Raw genomic sequence first — 23,046 nt, 5'->3', positions numbered from 1 at the left:
CTGAGCACCTCCTTATTCATAAATATTCCCTTTTGCAAGGGTGCTGAGTTTCTTTAGATTCTTTATTTTAATCGAACCATTCACCCGTTCGATGATGTCTTCAGCTGCCATATTCTTTAAAACCCTGTTCAAGTGGCGGTAGCTCGTTCCGATCCATTCGGCCAGTTCCATCAGGTTGGACGTCCTCATTTCCTCATGGAACATAGTCCCTTCAGCCACTTCTGAAATGGATAACAGATAACTCGCCAGCCGCACTTCGACCGGGTACAGCATGTGCATGCTCGTCGCATGCAGTTCCGTATAAAATTTATGAGCCATCGTATCAAAGAGGAACCGGATCATCGCCGGATGTTCCCTTTCGATTCTGGCCAAATCAGCAAAAGGCACTGCAAGGAACACCCCGTCCGTGACGGCTTCAACCGAGTTGATGACCGCACTTCCCCTCGAATATTCCACATCCCCGATCAAAGCGGGCGGGCGTTTGAACCGGTTGATCAAAAGCTTCCCTTCAGGGGTGTGCGTGAAGATCTTGATCTTCCCTTCCATAAGGAAATAAAGTTCGTCGAGCTCATCCCCCGTCGAAAACAGGACGTCCCCCTTTTCAAACCCGTAGACTTTGATGTATTTTCTGAAATGCACCGGAAATAAATCCTCCAGTTCGGTCCCACATATATATTGTTCTGATTTGGCAGCTTGGATTTCTTTCACCGTATGGACTCCTTCTTTTTACAATTGGAAAAGAACCACCCCGGCAAGCATCATGATCAATCCGACACCCTGTCTGAGCGTAACAGGGACCTTCCTTTCCCCGAACCATCCTTTCGACTCGATGGCAAATGCCGTTCCGATCTGTGCCACAAGCAGGATGGCAATCGCCGATGCCGGCCCGATCATATGAATCGCCGTCAATTCAGAAAAGACCACAACGACCCCGAACGAACCCCCGATCAAATAAAGGAATGGCACCTGCCCGAAGCTTTTCCCTTTTCCATCTCTTTCTTTCATATAGATCGCCATCGCGATGGTAAAAGCGACGATATGGACGATGGACGTCGTATGCCATCCGCCGATCGCGCCGCTCATTCTAGCATTGAAAATGCCCTGCATGGTGATGCAAAGCCCCCCAAGCAGCGCAAATACAGCACCTTTCATCTTACCGCCTCCTATTCTTTCTGAAACTTATTAAATAGAAGAATCGATATTCCCGAAAGGACATATGTCCTAAGCTTACCTAATAGCAGACTCAAAATCAAAGTCCCACTTCAAAGGCCCGTCCCTCGTCACGGTAAAGCATTACCGCAGCGAGGGACGGGCCTTCAACATTTATATTTTCTTATCAATCTCTGACGTATCGACGTTATCCCCGAACCAGTCTCTCAATTTCGCCTTGGCTTTCGCTTTCACATCGTCATCGATGTACATGGCAACCTGCAGTAAAGCGACACCCAGTGCACCAAGATCATCCGTGAACCCTACCCCGACTGCGAAATCAGGAATGAGGTCTGTCGGCAGAATGAAGTACCCGAGAGCCCCGATGATCACCATCTTTGCCTTCTTCGGCACATCCGGCTTTTGCAGGACGAAGTACAGAAGCAGCGCTGTGTACACGACCGAGTGCCCTGCCTTCACTCCGAACTTTTTAAGCTTGTTCCAAAACTTCTCCTCTGAAAAATGTTTCTCCGTATCATTCATTTCCTTACACCTCCACCGCAAGTTTTGACATGGTTACTTATTATTGTAGAAGTATTGATGGAAATAGACAAACATTTGAGAGGCAGGTGAAGCTTCTCTTTTCAAATAAAGGAGAAAAACCCTCATCCATATTGAATGAGGGTACTGCAATCAATGATGATGCGAAGATCCACCATTCCCTTCACACATCAACGAATCATCATGAGGATGATCACTGCTTTCCAACTGAATCGTCACATGTCCGATTCCTTTGTGCGCAAGCTCCTGTTCAATTTTGCGTAATAGCTCCTGGCTTTCGCGTATCGTCAACTCATCACACACAACGGCATGACAAGAAAGGGCGTTCTGTCCACTCGTGATGCTCCACACGTGGAGATCATGTATCCTCTCGATTCCCTCAATACGTTCAATGGCAGCGATGACATCTTTCAGGTCCACATTCTTAGGCGTGCCTTCCATCAATACATGGACCGCATCCTTCGTGACCCTCCACCCGCTTATCAAAACAAGCAGTGCGACAATCACACTCGCAGCCGGATCGGCCCAGCCCCAATCGAAAAAGATAATGAACAACGCTGCCAGAATCGCCCCGGCAGAACCAAGCAGATCACCCAGCACGTGCAGGAATGCCGCACGCAGATTAAGATTTTCTTCCGTATCCCCGCGCATCAAGATCCAAGCAACGATGATATTCACGACCAACCCGATCGTAGCGATCACAAGCATCCCGGTCGATGCGACTTCCGGCGGTTCCATGAAGCGATGATAGGCTTCGTAAAAGATGTAAAGCGATATCAGTACAAGAGTCACCCCGTTAAAGACGGCAGCCAAAATCTCAAACCGTTTATATCCATACGTCTTACTATAGTCAGCCACTTTTTCACCCAAAGTAAAAGCCAGTAATCCGATTCCGAGTGACACAGAATCACTCAGCATATGACCTGCATCGGACAACAAAGCAAGACTGTTCGTAACGAATCCCCCGATTGCTTCAACGATCATATACCCAGTGATGATGATGAAGCTGATCAATAATGCCTTTTTGTTTGCGCCATGCGTGTGGTCATGTCCGTGGTCGTGTCCCATGTTCATACCTCCCTGTCTTCCTATTCTTGTTTTATATCCGTATTCTATTCTGTATACATTATATATGTGAATATGTAATCATATATACATATTATGAACGCTTAAAACTGTTTCGTCAACATTCAAACTCCCCGATTTTCCAGAAAATGCTGTGTTATTCTCTGAGGGAGAAAGGTATATCCCACAAACAAGAACCTCAGCTGCCCGCTGAGGTTCTTTCATTGCCATCATAGTCTCCATGATATATGCTAGTCTGATTTCTTCCAGCCATCTTTGAATCATAGAGCGCTGAGTCCGCCCTTTCGATGATGGTTTCGGGGTGGTTATCTTTCTCCTGAAAATCGGTGACCCCTAATGAAATGGTAATCGGTCTCCCAGTGGGGCTGTTGGTTCCGGCAATTTCTTTTCTCAGGTTTTCAGCAGCGATAAAGGCTTCATGAGCAGTAAGGTCCTTTAACAACAGTCCAAACTCTTCCCCGCCATATCGGAACCCCAAATGTTCCCCTTCAACATATCGGGTGATGATGGAGGATAGGAATTTCAGCACTTCATCGCCGGTTAAATGTCCGTACGTATCATTCACTTGTTTAAAACGGTCGATGTCCAGCATGATTAACGAAAAGGCTTCTCTTCTGCCAATCCAGTCTTTAATGACCGAGTCGAACGTTTTCCGGTTTGCGATACCAGTCAATCCGTCAATTTGAATTTCTTCATTCAGTCTATTGAAGTATTTGTTCACCTGGTAATAGAGTTGACGGACTTCGTATATATTTGACTTCAATTCTACTTCTTTAAAGTTGACTGATACCTGTTTATTATTGAATCCCTCCTCTGAATATTGAGCAAGCACATTCAGGGGTTTAGAGATATTATTGGTAAGGATCCAAGCAATCAATAAGATGATCAGTAAGTTCGGGATAGACTGTATAGCCATTTTTGCAAACAACTCTTGTAACGGTGATTCTATGACGGATGTTGGTGTCTGACTGACAACTCCCCATCCTGTGCTATCTATATAAGTATAACCTGCGTAATATTCATTTCCTTTTGTATTGACTACGATGGTTGATCCGCTTTTCCCCTCCATCAACTGCTGCACCACTTTATTTTCTGAAACCTTCTCATTCAGGCGGTCCGTTTCAGGATGATAAATTAACCGGCCATCACGATCGACCACATATACATAGGAACCATCCCCATGTCCGTGGTTGATTAGAGTTTTCTTAAGCACATTATCGCTTTCTAAGTATACAGTTCCTCCAATCAATCCTTGGTAGTCCCCTTGATCATCGAAAATGGGGGCTGAAACCAACATGATCAGTTGTCCCGAAGTAGCACGGTAAGGCTTGGAGATAAATGGCTGTTTAATTGAAAGGGCATTATTGACCGTTTCCGATTGAATCTTCGTCCCGACTTTGACTTTTGCTCCCTTTTTAAACTGAACAACGGAAGGGCTTAATAACCGGATGATCCCATTTTCATCAGTAACAAATGTAGAATTAAAATGCCCACTGTTCGCATTGTGCCATGTATCTAAATCCTTTTGTTCAAATTGTGAATTATCTACAATTTCAGCCATCGCAATCATATTTTCCTGCATATAACTAAGCAGATCATTTGTGCTTTGGGCCAATTTTTGAGAATAGTTATAATTACTATCTAAATATCTCCCTTGCAATGAATCATTTAATCCATTCGTCGCCGCATACCAACTGACCAACGTACTGGTGATGACTGCCATCATGATGAGCAGACCAATGGCAATCCGCAGTCTGATTCCCTTTTTAAACATGAAGTATACCCCTTACAAACTTAGTAGATAGTACTATATTACTATTATTTATCATATAAGGAAATATTTTCTTCGCAACTATATTAATGGGTTAAATTGTGAACGTCTCTTACATGGCAAATATATAAAGAACTTCAATTGATGACCTGATCTTTGAATGAGCTATTCGATCATGTATCACTGAGAAATACTTCGTTACAAATTTCAATTCAAAGGCCCGTCCCTCGATGCGGTAAAGCGTTACCGCATCGAGGGACGGGCCTCCGATCGGGGCACCGCCTTCTATTCTCTATATCAAATAAAACCCCATCTGCCTCTTAGCCATATACTCTACCTTCCCATCCAGGAGCGCCACCGGTTCCTCCAAATAAATCGGAACCTCCTGCCCCCATTCAGGCACGAACTGACGGATATTGAACTCCATCGCATAACACGTATTCGCCGTGAGTGGCAGGTCGCCTCTTATCGGCACATCCCCCTGCTGGTCATAAAGGCCGATCAGCGCGCCCGCTTCATGGCAATGTGACCCGACCGGATGACAGTAAATCATAGCATCGATTTGCTCCTTCTTGGCAGACGCCATCGCCGCGCGGAACACTTCATTCCCCGTTTTTCCTTCTTTCATATGAAAACTCAAAATATCCTCGAGTCTCAACGCGGTGAAAAACGCAGATTGCAGTCCTTCCGGAGCCTCCGTTTCCCCCGGTTTCAACACATAGGCAAGCTGCTGTGTATCGGTGGCAAGGCCGAGATACCTGATCCCAAAATCCAAATGGACGACATCGCCCGGACGGATGATCTCTCCTTCTAGGCGATCCATCTCTGAACCCTTTCTCTGCAGGTCGACTGTTGGGTAAAAAGAGGTTTCGAGTCCGAGGTCCAGCACCCGCTGGCGGATCCAGTCCACTACATCTTCAGTCGTGGTGATCCCCGGATGGATGACCCTTGACGACAACGCCTCCTCCGTAATCTCCCTCGCCAATTCAGCAATTGCCGGGTACGCCTTCATTTCTTTATCACTTCTATTCGAAAGCCAGTCGACAATCAGATGCTGCGCGCTCACAAACCGGTCACTGTAATCCTCCAAGACCATCTGTAACTGTTCAAAATAAGAATGACTCAGTCCATCACTCGCAGCAAACGTATGGGAATAATTCAACCCGATCCTTTCCGGGCCGCACTTCTCTACCGTGTTCTTCAGACACTCCCACTGATCACCTTCTGCCCTGTTCCAAATCCGCTCATAAAAAGGCTCGAAGCTCGGATTCGGTTGAATGACCCAGCGCTTCAATTGTTCGCCCTCATCCAGCCAAAAGACCAAGATGGTCAATCTCCTGGAACTGTCGATCGCAGAAGGATAGAGCGTTTTCAGCACGGGATCCTCATGATACTCCCGTCCGATCACGACCCACATGTCAAGTTCATGCTTCTTCATCAATGCCGGCAGCAGCGTATTCAACCGGTGGAACAGCCAGCGGTTATGGATTTCTTCCCTCTTCTTCAAGGGCAGAATCAAGGATAACGATTCATTCTTCCTGGTCATCATATCTCCTCCACGAATCTATTTCTATTACCCTTCGACAAAGTTCGGTGATTTCCTCTTTCAGCAAAAAAGGGAAAACCTCCATTCTGCACGAAATAAAAAAATGCCTCCCATCCGTACAACACTCGTACAAATGGCCAGGCATTTTTTATCCTCATTTATTTATTTCGCATTCTCATCTGGCTGATGGACCCCGAAAATATTTCCTTCCGGATCGGTATAATAACCCTGCCAGGCCATGCCAGGCAGCGCATGTTTAGGTAAAGCCACTTTTCCGCCAAGCTCAAGGATCTTCTTCTCAGCCGCATCATAATCATCGATACCCATCGTACACGAATACCCATTCAACGGTTGATTCGCCTCAGGACGCGGCCCTTGGCGTTTCATGATCGCCCCATTGATCCCGGGCACACTCTCATCACCAGTTACCGCCCCGAAGTAAGGCATCCCCGCATATTCACTCCAGTCCTCAAACTTCCATCCGAAGACCTCGCCGTAAAATTCCTTCCCTTTTTCCACATCTTCCACATGAATTTCAAAATGCACCATTCGTCCCATTGTTTCCCCTCCGCCTTATAGTAGTCTCACAATTCTGATAAATTACGGTTCGCCTCTTAATAGTAAACGATTTTGATCAGGCAGTACAATGGTAGATTGGAGATTTTATCTAGAAAAATGTATATTGACCGTAACTGTTCTTCTGCTTCTGGGAGGGATATCTCTGCTGGTACTTTAATTCAGCACTTTCCAAAAATCAATCCCTTAGAAAACCATTGTCAAAATCAATGTCCAAACACAAACGAAGGCAAGCAGTCCAAAACTGTATTTTAACGTCATTTTCATCAGTGCAGCTTCGTTGCCTGTCTGCCCTACAGCCGCTGTGGCAATCGCAATGGATTGAGGAGAAACAAGCTTTGCCATTACACCACCGGCTGTATTCGCGGCAACAAGCAGGGATGAATTGGCCCCGAGAATAGAACCGGCTGTGGCCTGGATTGGCGCAAACAGCGTGTTGTTATTCACAACAGAGCCCGTCATGAATACACCGATCCAGCCCAGGATAGGGGATAATAAAGGAAATACCTGCCCGGTTTTCGCCATTGTTTCACCCAGCGCCGCAGTCATCCCGCCATAAGTCATAAGCTTTGCAATACCAAGGATCGCACAGATCATGATGATCGGGATACTGAATTCTACCACTGTTTTTCTTAGAAGCCTGAAGCTTTCTTTAAAATTGATTGCCTTCGTAGTGACAACTGTCGTTAAGGCAGATAATAGGATTGCTGTTCCAGTGGCTCCGATCAAATCAACACTCACCGGTATTGAAGAACCTGGAATCACCGATTTTACCACTGAAAATTCCAGGATTCCACCACTGGAGAATAATCTTTTGAAGACAGGAAGACTCCAAATCATGATAAAAAGGGTCAATAGATAAAATGGAGACCACGCTTTTATCACTTCACCAATTGTGTAGGTTTCCACCTTGCTTTCTTTTTCCTCAAGCAGAAAGACGTTCTTCGGATGCCATTTTTTCAGGAATAGCGCAAGTACTCCCATTGTTAATAAAGATGGTATGATGTCAGCCAGTTCCGGGCCGATTGTCACCGTAATAAGCGCTTGTGAAACGGTATAAGTAAATGATGTCACAAGAATAGCTGGAAAAATTTCTTTGATTCCCTTAAATCCATCGATCAACCAAATAAGTAAAAATGGAATTGTAAAGTTGATGATTGGCAATGTGAGAGCCGTCATTGTTGATACTTTCATGGAAGTCACATTCTCCAATGCGAATGCATCAATGATCCCCACAGGAATACCAATCGCTCCGAATGCCCCTGAAGCACCGTTCGCAATCAGGCAGAGCATCGCTGCCTGTAATGGTTTGAAGCCAAGTGATACCAGCAGTACTGCACAGATGGCGATTGGCACACCGAAACCTGCCGCCCCTTCCAAAAAGGCGTTGAAACAGAATCCAATCAGCAGCAGCTGCAGGCGCTGATCATGTGAAATACCGGCTATACTGCCTCTCAGTACGTCAAACTTCCCTGATTTCACCGCAATTTTATACAGCCATACAGCCATGACGATGATATATCCAATCGGCCATACACCAAGCACCGCACCTTGTGCGACACTTCCCACCGATTCACCGATTGGAAGCTTAAAGACGAATAGAGCGATCAGAAATGTCACACCCAGGTTCAATAGTGCAGCATGAATCCCTTTCATTTTGAAGACGGTAAGACTTAATAGAAATAATAGAATCGGAATCGCCGCTACAATCGCCGTCATTCCCAGGTGATCAAACGGATTGAAACTTTCTACTAACATGATAGAATAACTCCCTTTTGTAAGAATCTAAGTTGAAATGGTTTATCCCCAGACTTGGCCCTGGATGTCTTTCAATGTCTGTACAGATGCTGTAAACTTCTCTTTTTCCACATCGTTCAGTGACAGCTCAATCACTTTTTCAATTCCTTTGCGATGAATGACACATGGCACCCCGATATAGACATCCTCCTCACCGTATTCCCCCTCAAGCATTGCTCCTACCGGCAGGACCACATGTTCATTCCGAAGGATGGCCTTCGTGATTCTTGCCAGTCCCATGGCGATTCCATAATAAGTGGCACCTTTCATTTCGATGATGCGATACGCTGCATCCCTCACCTGTTCCGCGATTTCACTTTTTCTTCCCTCTGAAAGCTTAGGAGCTACCGGTGTCCCTGATATATTGGCAGAACTCCAAACCGGAAGTTGTGAATCCCCATGTTCACCGATGATATATCCATGAACACTTGTCGGCGCCGTTCCAAATTCTTTTCCTAAAAAGTGGCGGAACCTTGCTGTATCAAGAACCGTACCGCTCCCTATGACTCTCTCTTTTGGAAGTCCGGAAAACTTCCGTGTCGCATAAGTCAATATGTCAACCGGGTTCGTCGCTACAATGAAGATACCATCAAAGCCCGATTTCATGATTTCTCCAACAATGGATTCAAAGATCTTCACATTCTTATTGACCAGATCCAGTCTTGTCTCACCGGGTTTCTGCGCTGCTCCCGCACAGATCACCACGATCGCTGCATCCTTGCAATCCTCATAAGAACCATACCGAATCATCATGGAACTCGGTGCATAGACAATACCATGATCCAGGTCCATCACATCTCCTTGCGCTTTTCCTTCATTTAAATCAACCAGAACCAGCTCATCACTCAACCCTTGATTCATCAAAGAATACGCATAGCTCGATCCCACCGCTCCAGTACCAACCAATACCACTTTGTTTCCCAATGTTATACTCATCTTCATTACCTCCGTTGAACTTCGATGTAATGTGAAACACTTCACAAGTCAATACAAAATTTTGTGAAGTATTTCACAAATTAGTTTAAAAAAATTTGTATGTCAATGCTATTTTTTGATTCACTTCTATTTGTGAATCATTTCACAAATAGATTATAAACTATCTCCTTCTGAAATTGCAACACTATTTTTTATAATTGCTTTAATAAATCTTTTTCTTCTAATTGTTGAACAGAGCCAGGAAAATACTGGGACGGTCCTCTATCTTCTGGAACAGTGAACCATCCCCATTTCTGTAAACAATCATTCTTCATCAACAGACACTAACTCCAGCGTGACACCATCCCCCTTAGGCTCAGCAGCTTCCATAATATTCACACGCTTAATGTACCCAGGTACGACATCCTCAAAAAACTCATTGCGGCTGGGCAGATCGATTTCTGTCATCCCGGCCAGGTCTTCTATGCTTTCACCTTCTTTTACAAGCTTTTGCTGCAGTGATTCCTCCGCTCTAGTCGGGGCAAAAATCAGTTCAAGCAGATACCTTTGCGGGAAATCCATTCGTTCTAATTCGTCTGACTGGAATGTTCCATCAGCCTTAACTGCCATGTATTCTTCTGACGTGATTTTCATATAGGGTTCTGCATGGTAATCATCAATGTCATCCAAGGAAGCATCTTCCGGGTATGCTCTGAGTCTTGCATATAGCACGGCATCAGGCGGAAGCGTTGTCTTCCCTTTGAGTTGCAGGCTTGTTGAATCCAACGTGACTGCTGCATCAAATGTATAAGAAGGTTCTTCCTTTTTTTGCGGGGACGCTTGACCTTCCTTATCGACTTTATCCACAATCTCTGTTTTTCCATCCTTCTTCACCATTTGCCTGACACTGCTTTTATCCTCAGAAAAGTCCAATCGACAGGCTGTCAGAAGGGAAAGCATCATCCAAATGAATACAAAGCGCAATCGGTTTTTTTTAGTCATATATGACACCTGCTTTAATAAGGATTATTCGGAATTTATTTACAACTTCGTTTTGTTATTGTAACATTAAGCATGAAAAAATTGTATTTATTTGTAAAAATTTGCGGAGGGATTATATGAAAAGGATAGTGAATACTTCCTTTCATTTTTTTATTGTCATTTTAGGTTTGTTTTTCCTTAGCGGCGTGGGTTCCCTGCTTGCCTATGATACGGAACTTGTCCTCACGGTCGGCTATTACTTTCACCAACTCTATCAATCTTTAATTGATATGATGAATCCTGCTTCGATTTCTGTTTATTTGGGAGAAGATGACCGCACCTATTCTTTACCCAGGATTTTTCTAAGTACGTATGGGTATTCATTTACGATATTAATCAGTTCATTTTTCTTTGCCGTCTGTATTTCCGTCATGATCAGCTACCTCATAATGCTTATGCCCCGCCGCGGTTACCAGATTTCACTGAAGTTCTTGAATGTGCTGGATGCTTTGCCTGAAGTATTTATTGTTGTTTCCTTCCAGATACTCACCATCTGGTTATATAAAAAAACAGACATCCTTTTCTTTAATATTTATGCTCTGCAAGATGAGAGAACCTATGTCCTGCCGATCGTCTGCCTCTCCATCTTACCGGTTGTTTTTTTAGTCAAGCAGTTTCTATTCCAGCTGAAGGAAGAAGCCGACAAGCCGTACGTTGAATTTTCTTACGCGAAAGGATTCAGAAAAACTTATACCGTCTGGGTTCATTTGTTCCGTAATGTATGGATCCACTTCTTTCTTCACTTAAAACCGATATTTCTGCTGATGCTTTCAAATTTATTCGTCATCGAAATATTGTTTCGTATGAATGGCTTCATGATGGTGTTATTCAGGGCCTCAACAAGTTCAGCCGCTGCATTTTTCCTGGGGATGCTAATGATTTTTGTGCCATTCTTCATCGTCTTTCAAACAGGCTCGTACGTTTTGAGGAAATGGTTAAAGGGAGGAGAATATCATGTCTAGCAGACTGTTGAAAGGCATATCGGTTCCTGTGTTGATTGTAGTGGCCCTTGTCATTATCAGCTTCCTGATCCCTGTCTGGTACCCGGATTTTGATAAGATCATGAACTACTTAAAGGATGATGAAGGAAGACTGATTGCTGCCCCGCCCTTTTCACCTGCTGAAATGGCTCCTTTGGGAAGCGACCGGCTCGGCAGGAACTTTTTTCTTTTACTGTTGGCAGGGGCGAAGTATACAATTTTCGCCGCATTGTTCATCGCTTTTCTGCGAATCGTTTTCGGTTTCATTTTTGCCGTCTTCTACTCGTTTTTGCCTGCATTCATTGGGCGATATTTAAAGGGCTTAGGTGAATCTTTTCAATATATCCCGCTTGCCATCATCGTTTTTGCGATACTCGTCCCATTGGAAAGTTCTTTTCAGCCGGGGTTCCTGCCTTCCAATGAGTACTTTGAGATTCAATTGTGTGTGATCGCACTCATCACAGCCCCTTCTCTAGGAATCTACCTGGGTGAAGAAATGAAGCTCTACCTGAATCAGGAATTTATTCAGGTATCCCGGACAATGGGCGCCGGCCGCTTAAATATCATGAAGATACATCTACTCCCTCAGTTTCTAAGGCATTCCATCGTGTTGTTTTCAGAACAAGTCACGCAGGCCCTTTCCCTGCTGATCCAGCTCGGAATCATGCTGATGGCTCTGGGGGGATTAAAGGTCGCTGAGTTCGCCTTCTCTGCATTGGACCCAAGCAATCCGGTGTACTTCTCAAAGACCAATGAATGGGGCGCCACCATCGGGATGAATATCCAACTCATATTCTCCAATCCACTCCTAGTGCTTGTTCCGTTAGCTTTTTTCGCCGTGATCATACTTTGCATGAACAGTATCACTTCACAGTTGAGAAGAATCTTCATCGAAAACGACAAGCCTTTCACTAAAGTAAAAAAGGTGAAAATAGAGAGGGAGAAATCGACAGCCGGTGTTTCCAAGGATTTGTTTACGTTGAAGCAGTAATAAGGGATAAAAAAGAACCTTTGCCACCTGATAGCAAAGGTTCTTTCCATCTACCGATCCAGCCTCACCAAATCCGCATAACTCTCCCGTTCAATCACCACACGCGACTCCCCGTCCTTCACAAACACAACGGCCGGACGCGGAATCCGGTTATAATTGTTCGCCATCGAATACCCGTATGCACCCGTACTGAATACAGCGAGGGTGTCCCCGAAGTTCACCGGCGGCAGCATCAGGTCCCAGATGAGCATATCCCCGGACTCGCAGCACTTACCCGCAATGCTGACAAGCTCCGTGCATTCTTCATTCGGACGATTCGCGAGCACCGCATGATATTTCGCACCGTATAGAGCCGGACGCAGGTTATCAGTCATCCCTCCATCGACCGACACATACGTGCGGACGTCCGGGATGATTTTCTTCGATCCGACCTTGTACAGCGTGGTGCCCGCTTCCGCAACGATACTGCGGCCCGGTTCGATCCACACCTCCGGCAGCGGATACCCGTTCTCGCCGAAGCTTTCCTTCACGCTGTCCGTAATCGCTTTTATATAATCAGAAATCGGAAGCGGCTTGTCTTCTTCCGTATAACGGACCCCGAATCCCCCTCCGATGTTCAAGACGGGAAGCACGACGTCGCACTCAATCCTCACCCCTTGAAGGAAATCGGACAGCACCGTGATCGCCTGCTGGAACCCGTCCAGTTCAAAGATCTGGGACCCGATGTGAGAATGGATCCCGAGCACCGTATAATACGGCTTGCAAAGGGCGATCTGCATCGCGCGGTCGGCCTGGCCGGTCGAAATCCCGAATCCGAACTTCGAATCATCCTGCCCCGTCATGATGTAATCATGGGTGTGTGCCTCCACCCCCGGCGTCACACGAAGCAGGATGTTCACCTGCTGTTCGCGCTCTTTCGCCAAGTCATGCAAGAGCTCAAGCTCAAGGAAACTGTCAACCACAAAGCAGCCGATCTCCGCCTCGAGCGCCATCACAAGCTCCTCCTCGGACTTATTATTCCCGTGAAAATGAATCCGTCCTGCAGGGAACCCGGCTTGAAGCGCTGTATACAGCTCCCCGCCGGACACCACATCCAGCGAAAGATTCTCTTCTTCCGCTAAACGTACCATTTCCTTGCACATAAATGCCTTGCTCGCATACGCGACCTGGAACTCAAGGCCGCTCTCAATGAACGCTTCACGGAACGAGCGAGCCTTCTCCCTGATCATCTCTTCATCATAAACCATCAGCGGCGTGCCATACGCTGCAGTAAGTTCGTCCGTACTCATCCCGCCAATCTCCAATTGTCCATGTACATTCGTTTCCATCGCTGTCATATATTATTCTCCTCCTGAAATCCCTCCGAAAAAAACACACAAAAAAACCGTATGAAGCGATGCTCATACGGTTTCCTGATCAAAACGGAGAACGTCCTGAAGAATTCTGTATTAACATCTCTTCAATAGTTCTCCACAACGTGACCATTGTGACAGTCTGACACTTGTTCAATGCCAGCCCAACAAGAAACCGAATGGCTGCTTCTCGTTTCGGCGATCTGCCTTTCACTTCCCGTCCTAGGATCCTTCATCCTCAGGAAAGCTACTCCTCATTCTCGCGCCTCTATTATCAGAGAGTAAGTTTATTATTTTGTAAAGTTACTATACCATCGGGATGGAAAAATTGTCAATCTATAAAAACCAGCCCATTATTTATAAGAAAGTCTCTAGAGATAAATCTCAGCTTTCCAGCTGCTGGACTTGGATTTCACCACGATATGATGGTCAGTCTCCCATCTAAGTGTTCCTAAAAATCTAGCATACACCATTTCATTCCCTACCTCTTCAACTAATAATTCATCAACAATCCGAAGTCCTTTTTCATTATAAACCTCGCATCTTAACTGGAAACCTTCTGAACGATGGATCCCTTTCAATATCGCGATGTTTTTGCGATTCGGACTTCTCTTCGGGGTTTTTATCCACTAAAAAACCGCTTCATACTTCTGCCCTACCACTTCACTCAACAGCATACACATACCTCTTTCATCCCCAAAATTGTACCCGTTCTTTAATGTTCGTTGAGCAAAGATTCCTTCACATACCTCCTTAACTCCTCTTTCACTTCCTCAATCGATTCGTCAAGGTATTCCCCCGTAACCTTACTCCCCGGTACGTTTTTAGAAATCGGCATACCTAAGATTGAACGATCGCATTTCCATATTTTTATCACATGTAAATCAATGAGTTCCCCGCCTTTTTCAGCAATGCCGATGGACAGCGACGAACTGTATCCAGGCGTAAACCGGTCCTCTCCCTCTTGATCGAATCGAGCCTCAAAATCCAAGTCCCTCTTTTCAAAAACAGATGCCTGCTCGGCTGCGAATCTTTCAATATTATCATTAAGTACCCGCTCAGTACGTTTGATCTTTTCTTTAAGTTCTCCATCAAAATCCCTTTGCTGATATTTCATAAATGGACTCTTCCCTTCCATTAGGAATACATAAATATATTTACCACTTTTAAGGAAAATCCTTTTCTTTGAATCCATAAGAATTTTCAATTTAATCTGCTTATGTAAAATTTGTTTTTGCCGCCATTAGTAGATGTGCCATGGGGACAAGTCCCCAGGCTTAGATTTCATAAAAACCCTCTATCAAACTTACATTATGGTAAAATAAGGATGCACGCCACACAGGGGGGGTAAAATAAGTTGCCAGGGGGTTGATTAAGGAGAATCGGATTTTCAAAAACCTTACCTTAGAAGATTGGGCAAATAACGTTGTTAAGACGCATTTTCAAAAAATAAAGGAGCGAACCCATGACCTCTCCAGAATTAAGACTGAAAGAAATGAACTGGCAGCTGCTTAATAAGGAACCTATCACCGGTGTCCATGCCGGGTCTATTTATAGAATTACCGTAACCACTCATGATAATAATAGAAGCACTTATATCTATAAGGAATTTGTCAAGGAGCGAAATAATGAAGCAGACGTCTATAAGAAACTGCAAAGTACGCTCAAGCCGTTCAGTAAATTGATTAAATTGTGGGACTCTTCTCCACAAGCTATTCTTATGTGTGATCTACATGCCCCTATGAAGGAGGGATTCATAGAACTGCCTTTAGAAAATAAAAAGAATTTGCTCAAACACATTTTGAAAAGACTGGCTGATTTACATAGCTTGCACCTTGGTAAAATCGCAGATGATCTGCCTGTCCACTCTATCTCCTCTGAATGGTACGAATGGGGTCTGGATCAAATGAAGCGATTATGCACCCGGCATAAATGGGCGAAACCGGAGTGGATCCAATCGCTTCAGCACGCATACTCAAAATTAGGCCTCCACCATTACAAGATAAAAAGTCCGCTCACTTTAACTCATGGCGACCCCCACTTAGAAAACCTTTTCCTACTAGATGAGGGCATTTGGTTTATCGATTGGGAATGGGCAGCCATGGCATCTCCACTTAGAGACATAACCATCCTGCTGCAAGATATTTATGACCCTGATCTTATTCAGTACTCCAATAAATACTATAGAGATTTATTAGAAGCCAAGGGATTTCCGATAAGCAAAGAAGATTATAGAAATGACTTTAATCACCTGTACATCGATCATACAACCATGATGCTGGCGTGGGAAATCGAAAAGTATTACAAAGGGTATGTATCAGAAGAAAGAATGAAAGAGATTACAACGTTTAAAATCAGGGAGATTAATAGAGTAGCGAAAGAGGCATTGGGAGAATAATTTTGCATGAAGAAAGGAAACAAACATGAACACATCCACACAAAACCTAAACCAACTAACAAATGACATTAACGAAATGTTGAATACCCACCAAGGAGTCGGAATGAGCGTGGCCATCGTAAAAGACTCAGACATCATCTATTCCAAGGGTTTCGGACATTCGCAGATTCATCCTAACCAGCCAATTGATGGTGACACCATGATGAGCATTCAAAGTATATCCAAGAATTTCATGGCTCTTTCCATCATGCAGCTTGTTGAAAACAATCTTATTTCATTGGATCAACCTGTGGTTACCTATCTGCCCTATTTCAGAACAAAAAACAAACAACAGAGCGATTCCATTACGATCCGGCATCTGTTATCCCATACGGCCGGCCTGCCCTCCAACGCAGGGATTGCCAATATGGCCGCTCCAAATGTAAGGGAGATTTTTTCAGATACACCCACCGAATTCCAGGAAGCATTGGACTACTACAACCTCACTGAAGAAGAGATTGAAAGCATTCAAACCCGCGAAGACCTGACGAAATGGTTTGAAAAAGCAGAACTGGAATATCCACCTGGGACCGGTTGGAATTATTGCACCGATGCGTATGTAATCCTTGCCGATTTGTTTGAAAAAGTGACAGGCACCCTTTGGGAAGATCACCTTAAAGAAGAAATCCTCACCCCTCTGAATATGAAGCGCACAACAGGCGATTCAGAAATGGTCGAAAAGGATCCGAACAGCGCGAGATATTATTTAGGAGAGGATAAAATTGAAACGCCTTTTCCAAAAAACCCGCTTTCAGCCCCAATCGGATATCTGTATTCTACGGCAAATGATTTAGCGCGCTATCTGCGATTCCATTTAAATAAAAAACAAGACATCTTACGTCCAGACCTAGTTGAGGACATGCAGCATCCAGTTCATATTGTCAGTGAAGAATGGAGGTTCGACAGTGATGAGAGAAGTTACGCGCTCGCATGGTTTACAGACATATATAGAGGAAAAAGAATCGTGGAACATGGAGGCGGTCAGATGGCCGTTAGATCACTGATGTCGATCCTGCCCGACCTTAACCTGGGGGTCGTGGTCCTGCTGAATTTTGACGGCACCATCCATCATGATATATGCAGAAAGGTCATTGATATATTCATCGATTCGTGAGGTGAGGATGAGGCTCTCCGACTTTTAAAGTTGGAGAGCCCTTTTCTTATAATTTCCTTTTACCTCTGCGCCGGCCACGATCCCTGCATTTTTCGAATTTGAATGATTTGACCCGTATGATAAGCATCATGAAGAAAGATATCCATCAATTCCGCTTCAAAGGACTGTCCATCAAGTTCCTCCAAGGTCATTTCACTCAACCTCTGCCTTAACTTCAGATGAACGGTTTCAGCACGTTCAACGACTTTCCGCCACTCATCATCCTCACCAGATTGTTCAGTCAAATGGAAATTTTCGTCCCCGCTGAGATGTTGTGTCCATTCACGACCCTCCATCTTCGCGACAAGCCTCTCTTTGTAATAAATGAGATGATTCACGTTCTCCCAGATTGATTTCACGGCTACACCCGCAGGCTTCCAACTCGCCTGCTCTGCCGTGATCCCTTCCATGCCATCTTTTAGGGGAGCATACCAGCTCTCCTTATCAAACGTTGAATCCAGTACTTTAGTAAGCAATTCGATCCGTTCCACAACGATCACCTCCTATATTTTTCAAGGTATACTTCGATTACGATTATTCGTATAACCATTTCGCCAGTTTGCCACGTAAATCCTGCCCGTGAATAAAAAGGCCCGTCCCGCACTACAGTAAAACTTCACCGTAACGCGGGACGGGCCTTTAATGGAGAAGTGCACCCTCCAGAAAAATAATTACACCCTTCGTCCGAAAGATTGTGCCCTTATTTTCACTGATTGTACCTTTAAAAAAATTCATTCTACCCCTCTTTCAAATAATTACGCCTTATAAAATTTTTTTTGCGTCCTTCATGTCGAATAATCTCTGCCACATTCCACTTGGATCGAAGGCTGCATACTTTCATAATTGAATAAACCAAACCAGCCTCACCAACCATTGAGGAGGCTATATATATGAAATGAAAAATGGAAGATGCCCCTTGCTCTGCCCCACAGATAAACTATATGAAAATATTAAACTCTTCATCCTTGACTTTTTCACCAGCATATATAATAATAAATATCGAATTAGAATTATTATAAACTATTAATAATTCTCAATCACACACCACATACTACTTAGGAGGAATTTACACTATGTCTTTAATCGGATCAGAAGTAAAACCATTCACAGCACAAGCATACAAGGACGGCGAGTTCATCACTGTCACTGACGAAAGCCTGAAAGGTCAATGGAGCATTTTCTGCTTCTACCCTGCAGATTTCACATTCGTATGCCCAACTGAACTTGAAGACCTTCAAAATAACTACGACGCTCTTAAAGAGCTTGGCGTAGAAGTATATTCCGTATCAACAGATACTCACTTTACACATAAAGGCTGGCACGACAGCTCAGAAAAAATCGGTAAGATCAAATACGCGATGATCGGGGATCCATCTCAAACAATCACCCGCAACTTCGAAGTATTGAACGAAGAAGAAGGTCTTGCTGACCGCGGAACGTTCATCATCGATCCAGATGGTGTCATCCAAACAGTAGAAATCAATGCAGGCGGCATCGGCCGTGACGCAGACATCCTAATCAGCAAAATCAAGGCTGCACAATACGTGCGCACGAATCCAGGCGAAGTTTGCCCGGCTAAATGGCAGGAAGGTTCTGAAACACTTAAGCCAAGCCTTGATTTAGTTGGTAAATTATAAGGAGTGCAGTAAATCATGCTCGAAGCAGATATTAAGGCACAATTAGAACAGTACCTGCAAATGATGGAAGGCGATATCGTCCTGAAAGTCTCAGCAGGTGAAGATGACACATCAAAGGACATGCTGGCTCTCGTCGAAGAGCTTTCTTCCATGTCCCCTATGATCTCTGTCGAAAAAGCTGACCTTCCAAGAACACCAAGCTTCAGTGTGAATCGTGCAGGAGAGGAAGATACCGGCGTCCATTTCGCCGGTATCCCTCTCGGCCACGAATTCACTTCCCTGGTGCTTGCCCTTCTTCAAGTCAGCGGCAGAGCCCCGAAAGTTGATCAGAGTGTCATCGATCAGATCAAGAGCGTCAAAGGCGAGCATCACTTTGAAACGTATGTCAGCCTGAGCTGTCATAACTGCCCTGATGTTGTACAGGCCCTCAACATCATGAGTGTGCTCAACCCGAACATCACTCACACGATGATTGACGGTGCAGCGTACAAGGAAGAGGCAGAATACAAGAACATCATGGCTGTTCCATCCGTTCACCTGAATGCTGAATTCTTCAGCGGCGGACGCACGACGCTTGAAGAAATCCTTGCGAAAATCGTTGAAGGTCCTGATGCTGAAGAGCTTTCCAACAAGGATCCATACGACGTCCTTGTTGTCGGCGGCGGACCGGCTGGTTCCAGTGCGGCGATCTATGCAGCACGTAAAGGGATCCGCACGGGTATCGTAGCTGAACGCTTCGGAGGACAGGTACTTGACACGATGAGCATCGAGAACTTCATCAGCGTCAAGCAGACGGAAGGCCCCAAGCTTGTTGCAAGCCTTGAAGAACACGTGAAGGACTACGGAATCGATGTCATGAACCTTCAGCGTGCCAAGCGCCTTGAAAAGAAAGACCTGATCGAGCTTGAACTTGAAAACGGCGCAGTCCTTAAGAGTAAAAGCCTGATCATCTCGACGGGTGCCCGCTGGAGAAACATCGGCGTCCCTGGCGAGCAGGAATTCAAGAACAAAGGTGTGGCATACTGCCCTCACTGTGACGGTCCGTTATTCGAAGGAAAAGATGTAGCGGTCATCGGCGGCGGTAACTCCGGTGTCGAAGCGGCGATCGACCTTGCCGGCATCGTCAACCACGTAACGGTCCTTGAGTTCAACTCAGAACTGAAAGCCGATGACGTCTTGCAAAAACGTCTTCACAGCCTTCCGAATGTGACGGTCATCACGAACGCACAGACACAGGAGATCACCGGAACCGACAAGGTGAACGGGATCACCTATACAAATCGCGACACACACGAAGAACACCACATCGAGCTGCAAGGTGTATTCGTCCAGATCGGTCTTGTACCAAATACGGACTGGCTTGACGAAACGATCGAACGCACACGATTCGGTGAAATCGTCGTGGACAAGCACGGAGCGACAAGTCTTCCAGGCGTTTTCGCTGCAGGAGACTGTACAGACAGTGCATATAATCAAATCATCATTTCCATGGGATCAGGTGCGACAGCCTCTTTAGGCGCGTTCGATTATCTCATCCGCAATTAATGAAAAAACCGCTCTTCTGCCGATTGGCAGGAAGGCGGTTTTTTCATTAATATTGTTCACCCTCAACAACCGCGCACTCTTCTCTTATTGTCATTCCTTCCCCTCTTGAACGGTTGACCATTGGATAAGCCCCATGAATAATTCCACCCTCACCTGTAAAAAGTATGCAAGACCATATTAGTATCTCACTCCCCTTTTAAAATAGAATTTCAATAGAAAGGATTGAGCATAAATGGAGTTCTCTTGGATATGGAAAGCCGTCCTTATCGTCCTTGCCGGGACACTGCTGTTAAGGATCGCCGGCAGGAAGTCGATTTCCCAGATGACCCTGGCCCAGACGGTCATCATGATCGGGATCGGGTCGTTATTGATCCAACCTGTAGCAGGGAAGAATATTTGGACGACAATCGGCGTCGGGCTCATCCTCGTCCTCACACTGATGGGGATGGAATTTTTACAAGTGAAATCGGACCGGGTGGAAAAAATGATCACCGGCAAATCTAAGATCCTGGTGGAGAATGGCATCCTCAATGAAAAGAATTTCAAGAAATTGCGCATAACCGTGGATCAGCTCGAAATGAAGTTAAGGCAGAATGGTGTCAGCAAGATCACCGATGTTAAATGGGCAACCCTTGAACCAAACGGACAAGTCGGAATCGAGCTGAAACAGCAGGCGAAACCTGTGACGATGAAAGATTTCCAGCAGCTTCAAGCGCAGATACAGGAAATTAGAAACCTCCTCCTGAATCAGCCGGCGACCAGTCACCCAGTGAGCCAGGAACCCCCTATGGAAGATATTTTCGCGGAAATTCAAGAAAACTCATCAGTGAAGACTCCCCCAGAGCATCTTCAATGACTATGTGATTCACCGAGTATAGTCCTTTTAAGAGTGCCGTATTTCGCATTCTAAAATCTGATGTCGTAAGAAAACTGATAGAGAATTGAATGGGAGGAATAATCATGAAAGCTGTAACCTATCAAGGGAAGAATTCCGTGGCCGTCAAGAAGGTGGATGATCCGCGCATAGAAGATCCGCAAGATGTCATTGTCAGGATAACGTCTACCGCCATCTGCGGCTCGGATTTGCATCTGTATCAAGGGAACTTTCCCCTTCCCATCGGTTATGTGATCGGTCACGAACCGATGGGAATCGTCGAAGAAATCGGTCACGACGTAACGAAAGTAAAAAAAGGAGATCGCGTGATCATCCCCTTCACGGTCGCCTGCGGAACTTGTCACTATTGCAGTCACCATCTGGAAAGCCAGTGTGACAATTCCAACCCTCATTACGATTCCGGCGGACTATTCGGCTACTCGGAGAAATTCGGAAATTATCCCGGCGGTCAGGCGGAGTATCTGAGAGTCCCATTTGGGAATTACACCCCCTTTCTTGTACCGGAAGATTGTGAGTTGGAGGACGAGCAGCTTCTCATGCTTTCTGATGTAATGCCCACTGCCTGGTGGAGTGTAGAAAATGCAGGCGTAAAAAAAGGGGATACCGTCATCGTGCTTGGATGCGGACCGGTCGGCTTGATGGCCCAGCAGTTCGCATGGAAAAAAGGCGCAGAACGGGTGATAGCAGTCGATTATTTCGACTACCGGCTTCAGCACTCAAAGAAGATGAACAGCACCGAAACCTTTGATTTCACCCAATACGACGATATGGGGGAAACCTTGAAGGAATTGACCAAGGGCGGAGCAGATGTCGTGATCGATTGCGTCGGGATGGACGGTAAAAAATCACCCCTCGAATTTGTGGAACAAAAATTAAAACTGCAGGGCGGCACGATCGGACCGATTCAAATCGCGACCAAAGCGGTACGAAAGTGCGGCACCGTTCAATTGACAGGCGTATACGGGGGACTTTACAACATGTTCCCCCTCGGAGCATTCTTCTCCAGGAACATTACGCTGAAAATGGGGCAGGCACATGCCAGAGCCTACATGGCCCCTCTCTATAAACAAATCGTCAACAATGAAATCGACTCCACCTCCATCATCACCCACAAACTCAAACTTGACGACGCAGCAAAAGGCTACCAGCTGTTCAACAAAAAAGAAGACGACTGCATCAAGGTCATCCTTAAGCCATAAAAAAGTGCCTGGTCCCTATATTGGGGACCAGGCGCACACAAAATGGCCCTGATTTGCACTTTTTTAATGAAAAGTGAATCTGGAAGAGCTAATTTCATTGAAAACGCGCTTCTTTACCTTTAGTCGGTCCCGCTCAACACCGAAAAATCCAGCTTCACTTTTAATAATCATGACGACTTCCAAATAATTGCGCCACTTTTTTAAATAATCGAGCCAGATTTCAATTTATTGCGCCAGATTCTAAATAATTGCGCCAACTTTCTCGATTTTCCCACGGGCCTGGCAATCCCAAACCTCAAGCCCTCCTGTAAAAACCTGCCCCTGAGAATGCCGCTCACCATTCTGGACAGGCTAACGCTCCAAATTCAGAAGCCACACCCAGCTGCATCAAATTTAAAATCTAAAAAAGATGCCC

The 23,046-nt window shown here is 45.3% G+C and carries 22 protein-coding genes, 1 pseudogene and 1 riboswitch; of the genes and pseudogenes, 8 read left to right on the top strand and 15 right to left on the bottom strand.

Annotated elements, in window-relative coordinates:
- Window positions 1-12: 12 nt before the first annotated feature.
- From AAEO50_RS13545 to AAEO50_RS13495, 11 genes are all read right to left on the bottom strand, one after another.
- Window positions 13-708 (bottom strand): Crp/Fnr family transcriptional regulator, encoded by a 696-nt coding sequence (locus AAEO50_RS13545; protein WP_341984511.1) that lies wholly within the window; start codon window positions 706-708, stop codon window positions 13-15.
- Between the two features lie 18 nt (window positions 709-726).
- Window positions 727-1,152 carry a DMT family transporter gene (locus tag AAEO50_RS13540; RefSeq protein ID WP_341984509.1) on the bottom strand — a complete coding sequence of 142 codons (426 nt, stop codon included), beginning with the start codon at window positions 1,150-1,152 and terminating at the stop codon, window positions 727-729.
- Window positions 1,153-1,323: 171 nt separating this feature from the next.
- Window positions 1,324-1,692, bottom strand: coding sequence for a YkvA family protein (locus AAEO50_RS13535; protein WP_341984507.1), 369 nt, complete (start codon window positions 1,690-1,692; stop codon window positions 1,324-1,326).
- 150 nt (window positions 1,693-1,842) lie between these two features.
- Window positions 1,843-2,784 (bottom strand): cation diffusion facilitator family transporter, encoded by a 942-nt coding sequence (locus AAEO50_RS13530; RefSeq protein WP_341984505.1) that lies wholly within the window; start codon window positions 2,782-2,784, stop codon window positions 1,843-1,845.
- Between the two features lie 190 nt (window positions 2,785-2,974).
- Entirely contained in the window at window positions 2,975-4,570 is a 1,596-nt protein-coding gene (locus AAEO50_RS13525) for a sensor domain-containing diguanylate cyclase (protein ID WP_341984503.1), read from the bottom strand.
- Window positions 4,571-4,859: 289 nt separating this feature from the next.
- Window positions 4,860-6,113, bottom strand: a complete 1,254-nt coding sequence (locus AAEO50_RS13520) for a M24 family metallopeptidase (protein ID WP_341984501.1) — start codon at window positions 6,111-6,113, stop codon at window positions 4,860-4,862.
- Window positions 6,114-6,275: 162 nt separating this feature from the next.
- On the bottom strand, window positions 6,276-6,671 hold the full coding sequence (locus AAEO50_RS13515) for a VOC family protein (RefSeq protein WP_341984499.1): 396 nt from the start codon (window positions 6,669-6,671) through the stop codon (window positions 6,276-6,278).
- 204 nt (window positions 6,672-6,875) lie between these two features.
- Window positions 6,876-8,447, bottom strand: a complete 1,572-nt coding sequence (locus AAEO50_RS13510) for an L-lactate permease (protein ID WP_341984497.1) — start codon at window positions 8,445-8,447, stop codon at window positions 6,876-6,878.
- 42 nt (window positions 8,448-8,489) lie between these two features.
- Complete coding sequence (locus tag AAEO50_RS13505) at window positions 8,490-9,422, bottom strand: L-lactate dehydrogenase (protein ID WP_341984495.1); 933 nt, start codon at window positions 9,420-9,422, stop codon at window positions 8,490-8,492.
- A gap of 191 nt (window positions 9,423-9,613) precedes the next feature.
- Window positions 9,614-9,736, bottom strand: a complete 123-nt coding sequence (locus AAEO50_RS13500) for a hypothetical protein (protein WP_341984493.1) — start codon at window positions 9,734-9,736, stop codon at window positions 9,614-9,616.
- Entirely contained in the window at window positions 9,726-10,403 is a 678-nt protein-coding gene (locus AAEO50_RS13495) for a hypothetical protein (RefSeq protein WP_341984491.1), read from the bottom strand. Before AAEO50_RS13495 ends, AAEO50_RS13500 begins: the two co-directional genes overlap by 11 nt.
- Before the next feature lie 116 nt (window positions 10,404-10,519).
- Here AAEO50_RS13495 and AAEO50_RS13490 point away from each other — a divergent pair, with 116 nt between their 5' ends.
- Window positions 10,520-11,404, top strand: coding sequence for an ABC transporter permease subunit (locus AAEO50_RS13490; protein WP_341984490.1), 885 nt, complete (start codon window positions 10,520-10,522; stop codon window positions 11,402-11,404).
- Entirely contained in the window at window positions 11,397-12,413 is a 1,017-nt protein-coding gene (locus AAEO50_RS13485) for a hypothetical protein (RefSeq protein WP_341984489.1), read from the top strand. Before AAEO50_RS13490 ends, AAEO50_RS13485 begins: the two co-directional genes overlap by 8 nt.
- Window positions 12,414-12,463: 50 nt before the next feature.
- On the opposite strand, the gene lysA is transcribed toward AAEO50_RS13485, so the two are convergent.
- The 3 genes and pseudogenes from lysA to AAEO50_RS13470 all read right to left on the bottom strand — a co-directional run bounded on the left by lysA (window position 12,464) and on the right by AAEO50_RS13470 (window position 14,882).
- Window positions 12,464-13,750, bottom strand: coding sequence for a diaminopimelate decarboxylase (lysA, locus tag AAEO50_RS13480; protein ID WP_341984488.1), 1,287 nt, complete (start codon window positions 13,748-13,750; stop codon window positions 12,464-12,466).
- 118 nt (window positions 13,751-13,868) lie between these two features.
- Window positions 13,869-14,044, bottom strand: a riboswitch (Lysine riboswitch).
- 92 nt (window positions 14,045-14,136) lie between these two features.
- Window positions 14,137-14,436, bottom strand: a pseudogene (locus tag AAEO50_RS13475) (hypothetical protein); the annotation flags it as partial.
- Window positions 14,437-14,480: 44 nt separating this feature from the next.
- Complete coding sequence (locus AAEO50_RS13470) at window positions 14,481-14,882, bottom strand: hypothetical protein (RefSeq protein WP_341984486.1); 402 nt, start codon at window positions 14,880-14,882, stop codon at window positions 14,481-14,483.
- Window positions 14,883-15,230: 348 nt separating this feature from the next.
- Here AAEO50_RS13470 and AAEO50_RS13465 point away from each other — a divergent pair, with 348 nt between their 5' ends.
- Entirely contained in the window at window positions 15,231-16,163 is a 933-nt protein-coding gene (locus tag AAEO50_RS13465) for a phosphotransferase (protein ID WP_341984484.1), read from the top strand.
- A 25-nt stretch (window positions 16,164-16,188) separates the two neighbouring features.
- The gene (locus tag AAEO50_RS13460; RefSeq protein ID WP_341984483.1) at window positions 16,189-17,316 is read left to right on the top strand and encodes a serine hydrolase domain-containing protein; all 1,128 of its coding nucleotides are present in this window, start codon (window positions 16,189-16,191) and stop codon (window positions 17,314-17,316) included.
- Between the two features lie 59 nt (window positions 17,317-17,375).
- Here AAEO50_RS13460 and AAEO50_RS13455 read toward each other — a convergent pair whose 3' ends face one another.
- Window positions 17,376-17,846 carry a DinB family protein gene (locus AAEO50_RS13455; protein ID WP_341984481.1) on the bottom strand — a complete coding sequence of 157 codons (471 nt, stop codon included), beginning with the start codon at window positions 17,844-17,846 and terminating at the stop codon, window positions 17,376-17,378.
- A gap of 582 nt (window positions 17,847-18,428) precedes the next feature.
- Here AAEO50_RS13455 and ahpC point away from each other — a divergent pair.
- From ahpC to AAEO50_RS13435, 4 genes are all read left to right on the top strand, one after another.
- Entirely contained in the window at window positions 18,429-18,992 is a 564-nt protein-coding gene (gene ahpC / locus AAEO50_RS13450) for an alkyl hydroperoxide reductase subunit C (RefSeq protein ID WP_341984479.1), read from the top strand.
- A gap of 12 nt (window positions 18,993-19,004) precedes the next feature.
- Window positions 19,005-20,537 carry an alkyl hydroperoxide reductase subunit F gene (ahpF, locus tag AAEO50_RS13445; protein ID WP_341984579.1) on the top strand — a complete coding sequence of 511 codons (1,533 nt, stop codon included), beginning with the start codon at window positions 19,005-19,007 and terminating at the stop codon, window positions 20,535-20,537.
- Between the two features lie 232 nt (window positions 20,538-20,769).
- Window positions 20,770-21,393, top strand: coding sequence for a DUF421 domain-containing protein (locus tag AAEO50_RS13440; protein ID WP_341984477.1), 624 nt, complete (start codon window positions 20,770-20,772; stop codon window positions 21,391-21,393).
- Window positions 21,394-21,497: 104 nt separating this feature from the next.
- Window positions 21,498-22,631, top strand: a complete 1,134-nt coding sequence (locus AAEO50_RS13435; protein ID WP_341984474.1) for a zinc-dependent alcohol dehydrogenase — start codon at window positions 21,498-21,500, stop codon at window positions 22,629-22,631.
- Window positions 22,632-23,046 lie beyond the last annotated feature (415 nt).

It is taken from the genome of Rossellomorea oryzaecorticis, assembly GCF_038405515.1.
Taxonomy (GTDB): Bacteria; Bacillota; Bacilli; order Bacillales; family Bacillaceae_B; genus Rossellomorea; species Rossellomorea oryzaecorticis_A.
The sequence above is the reverse complement of the archived record's forward strand: the minus strand, read 5'-3'. Positions and strand labels throughout refer to the sequence as shown.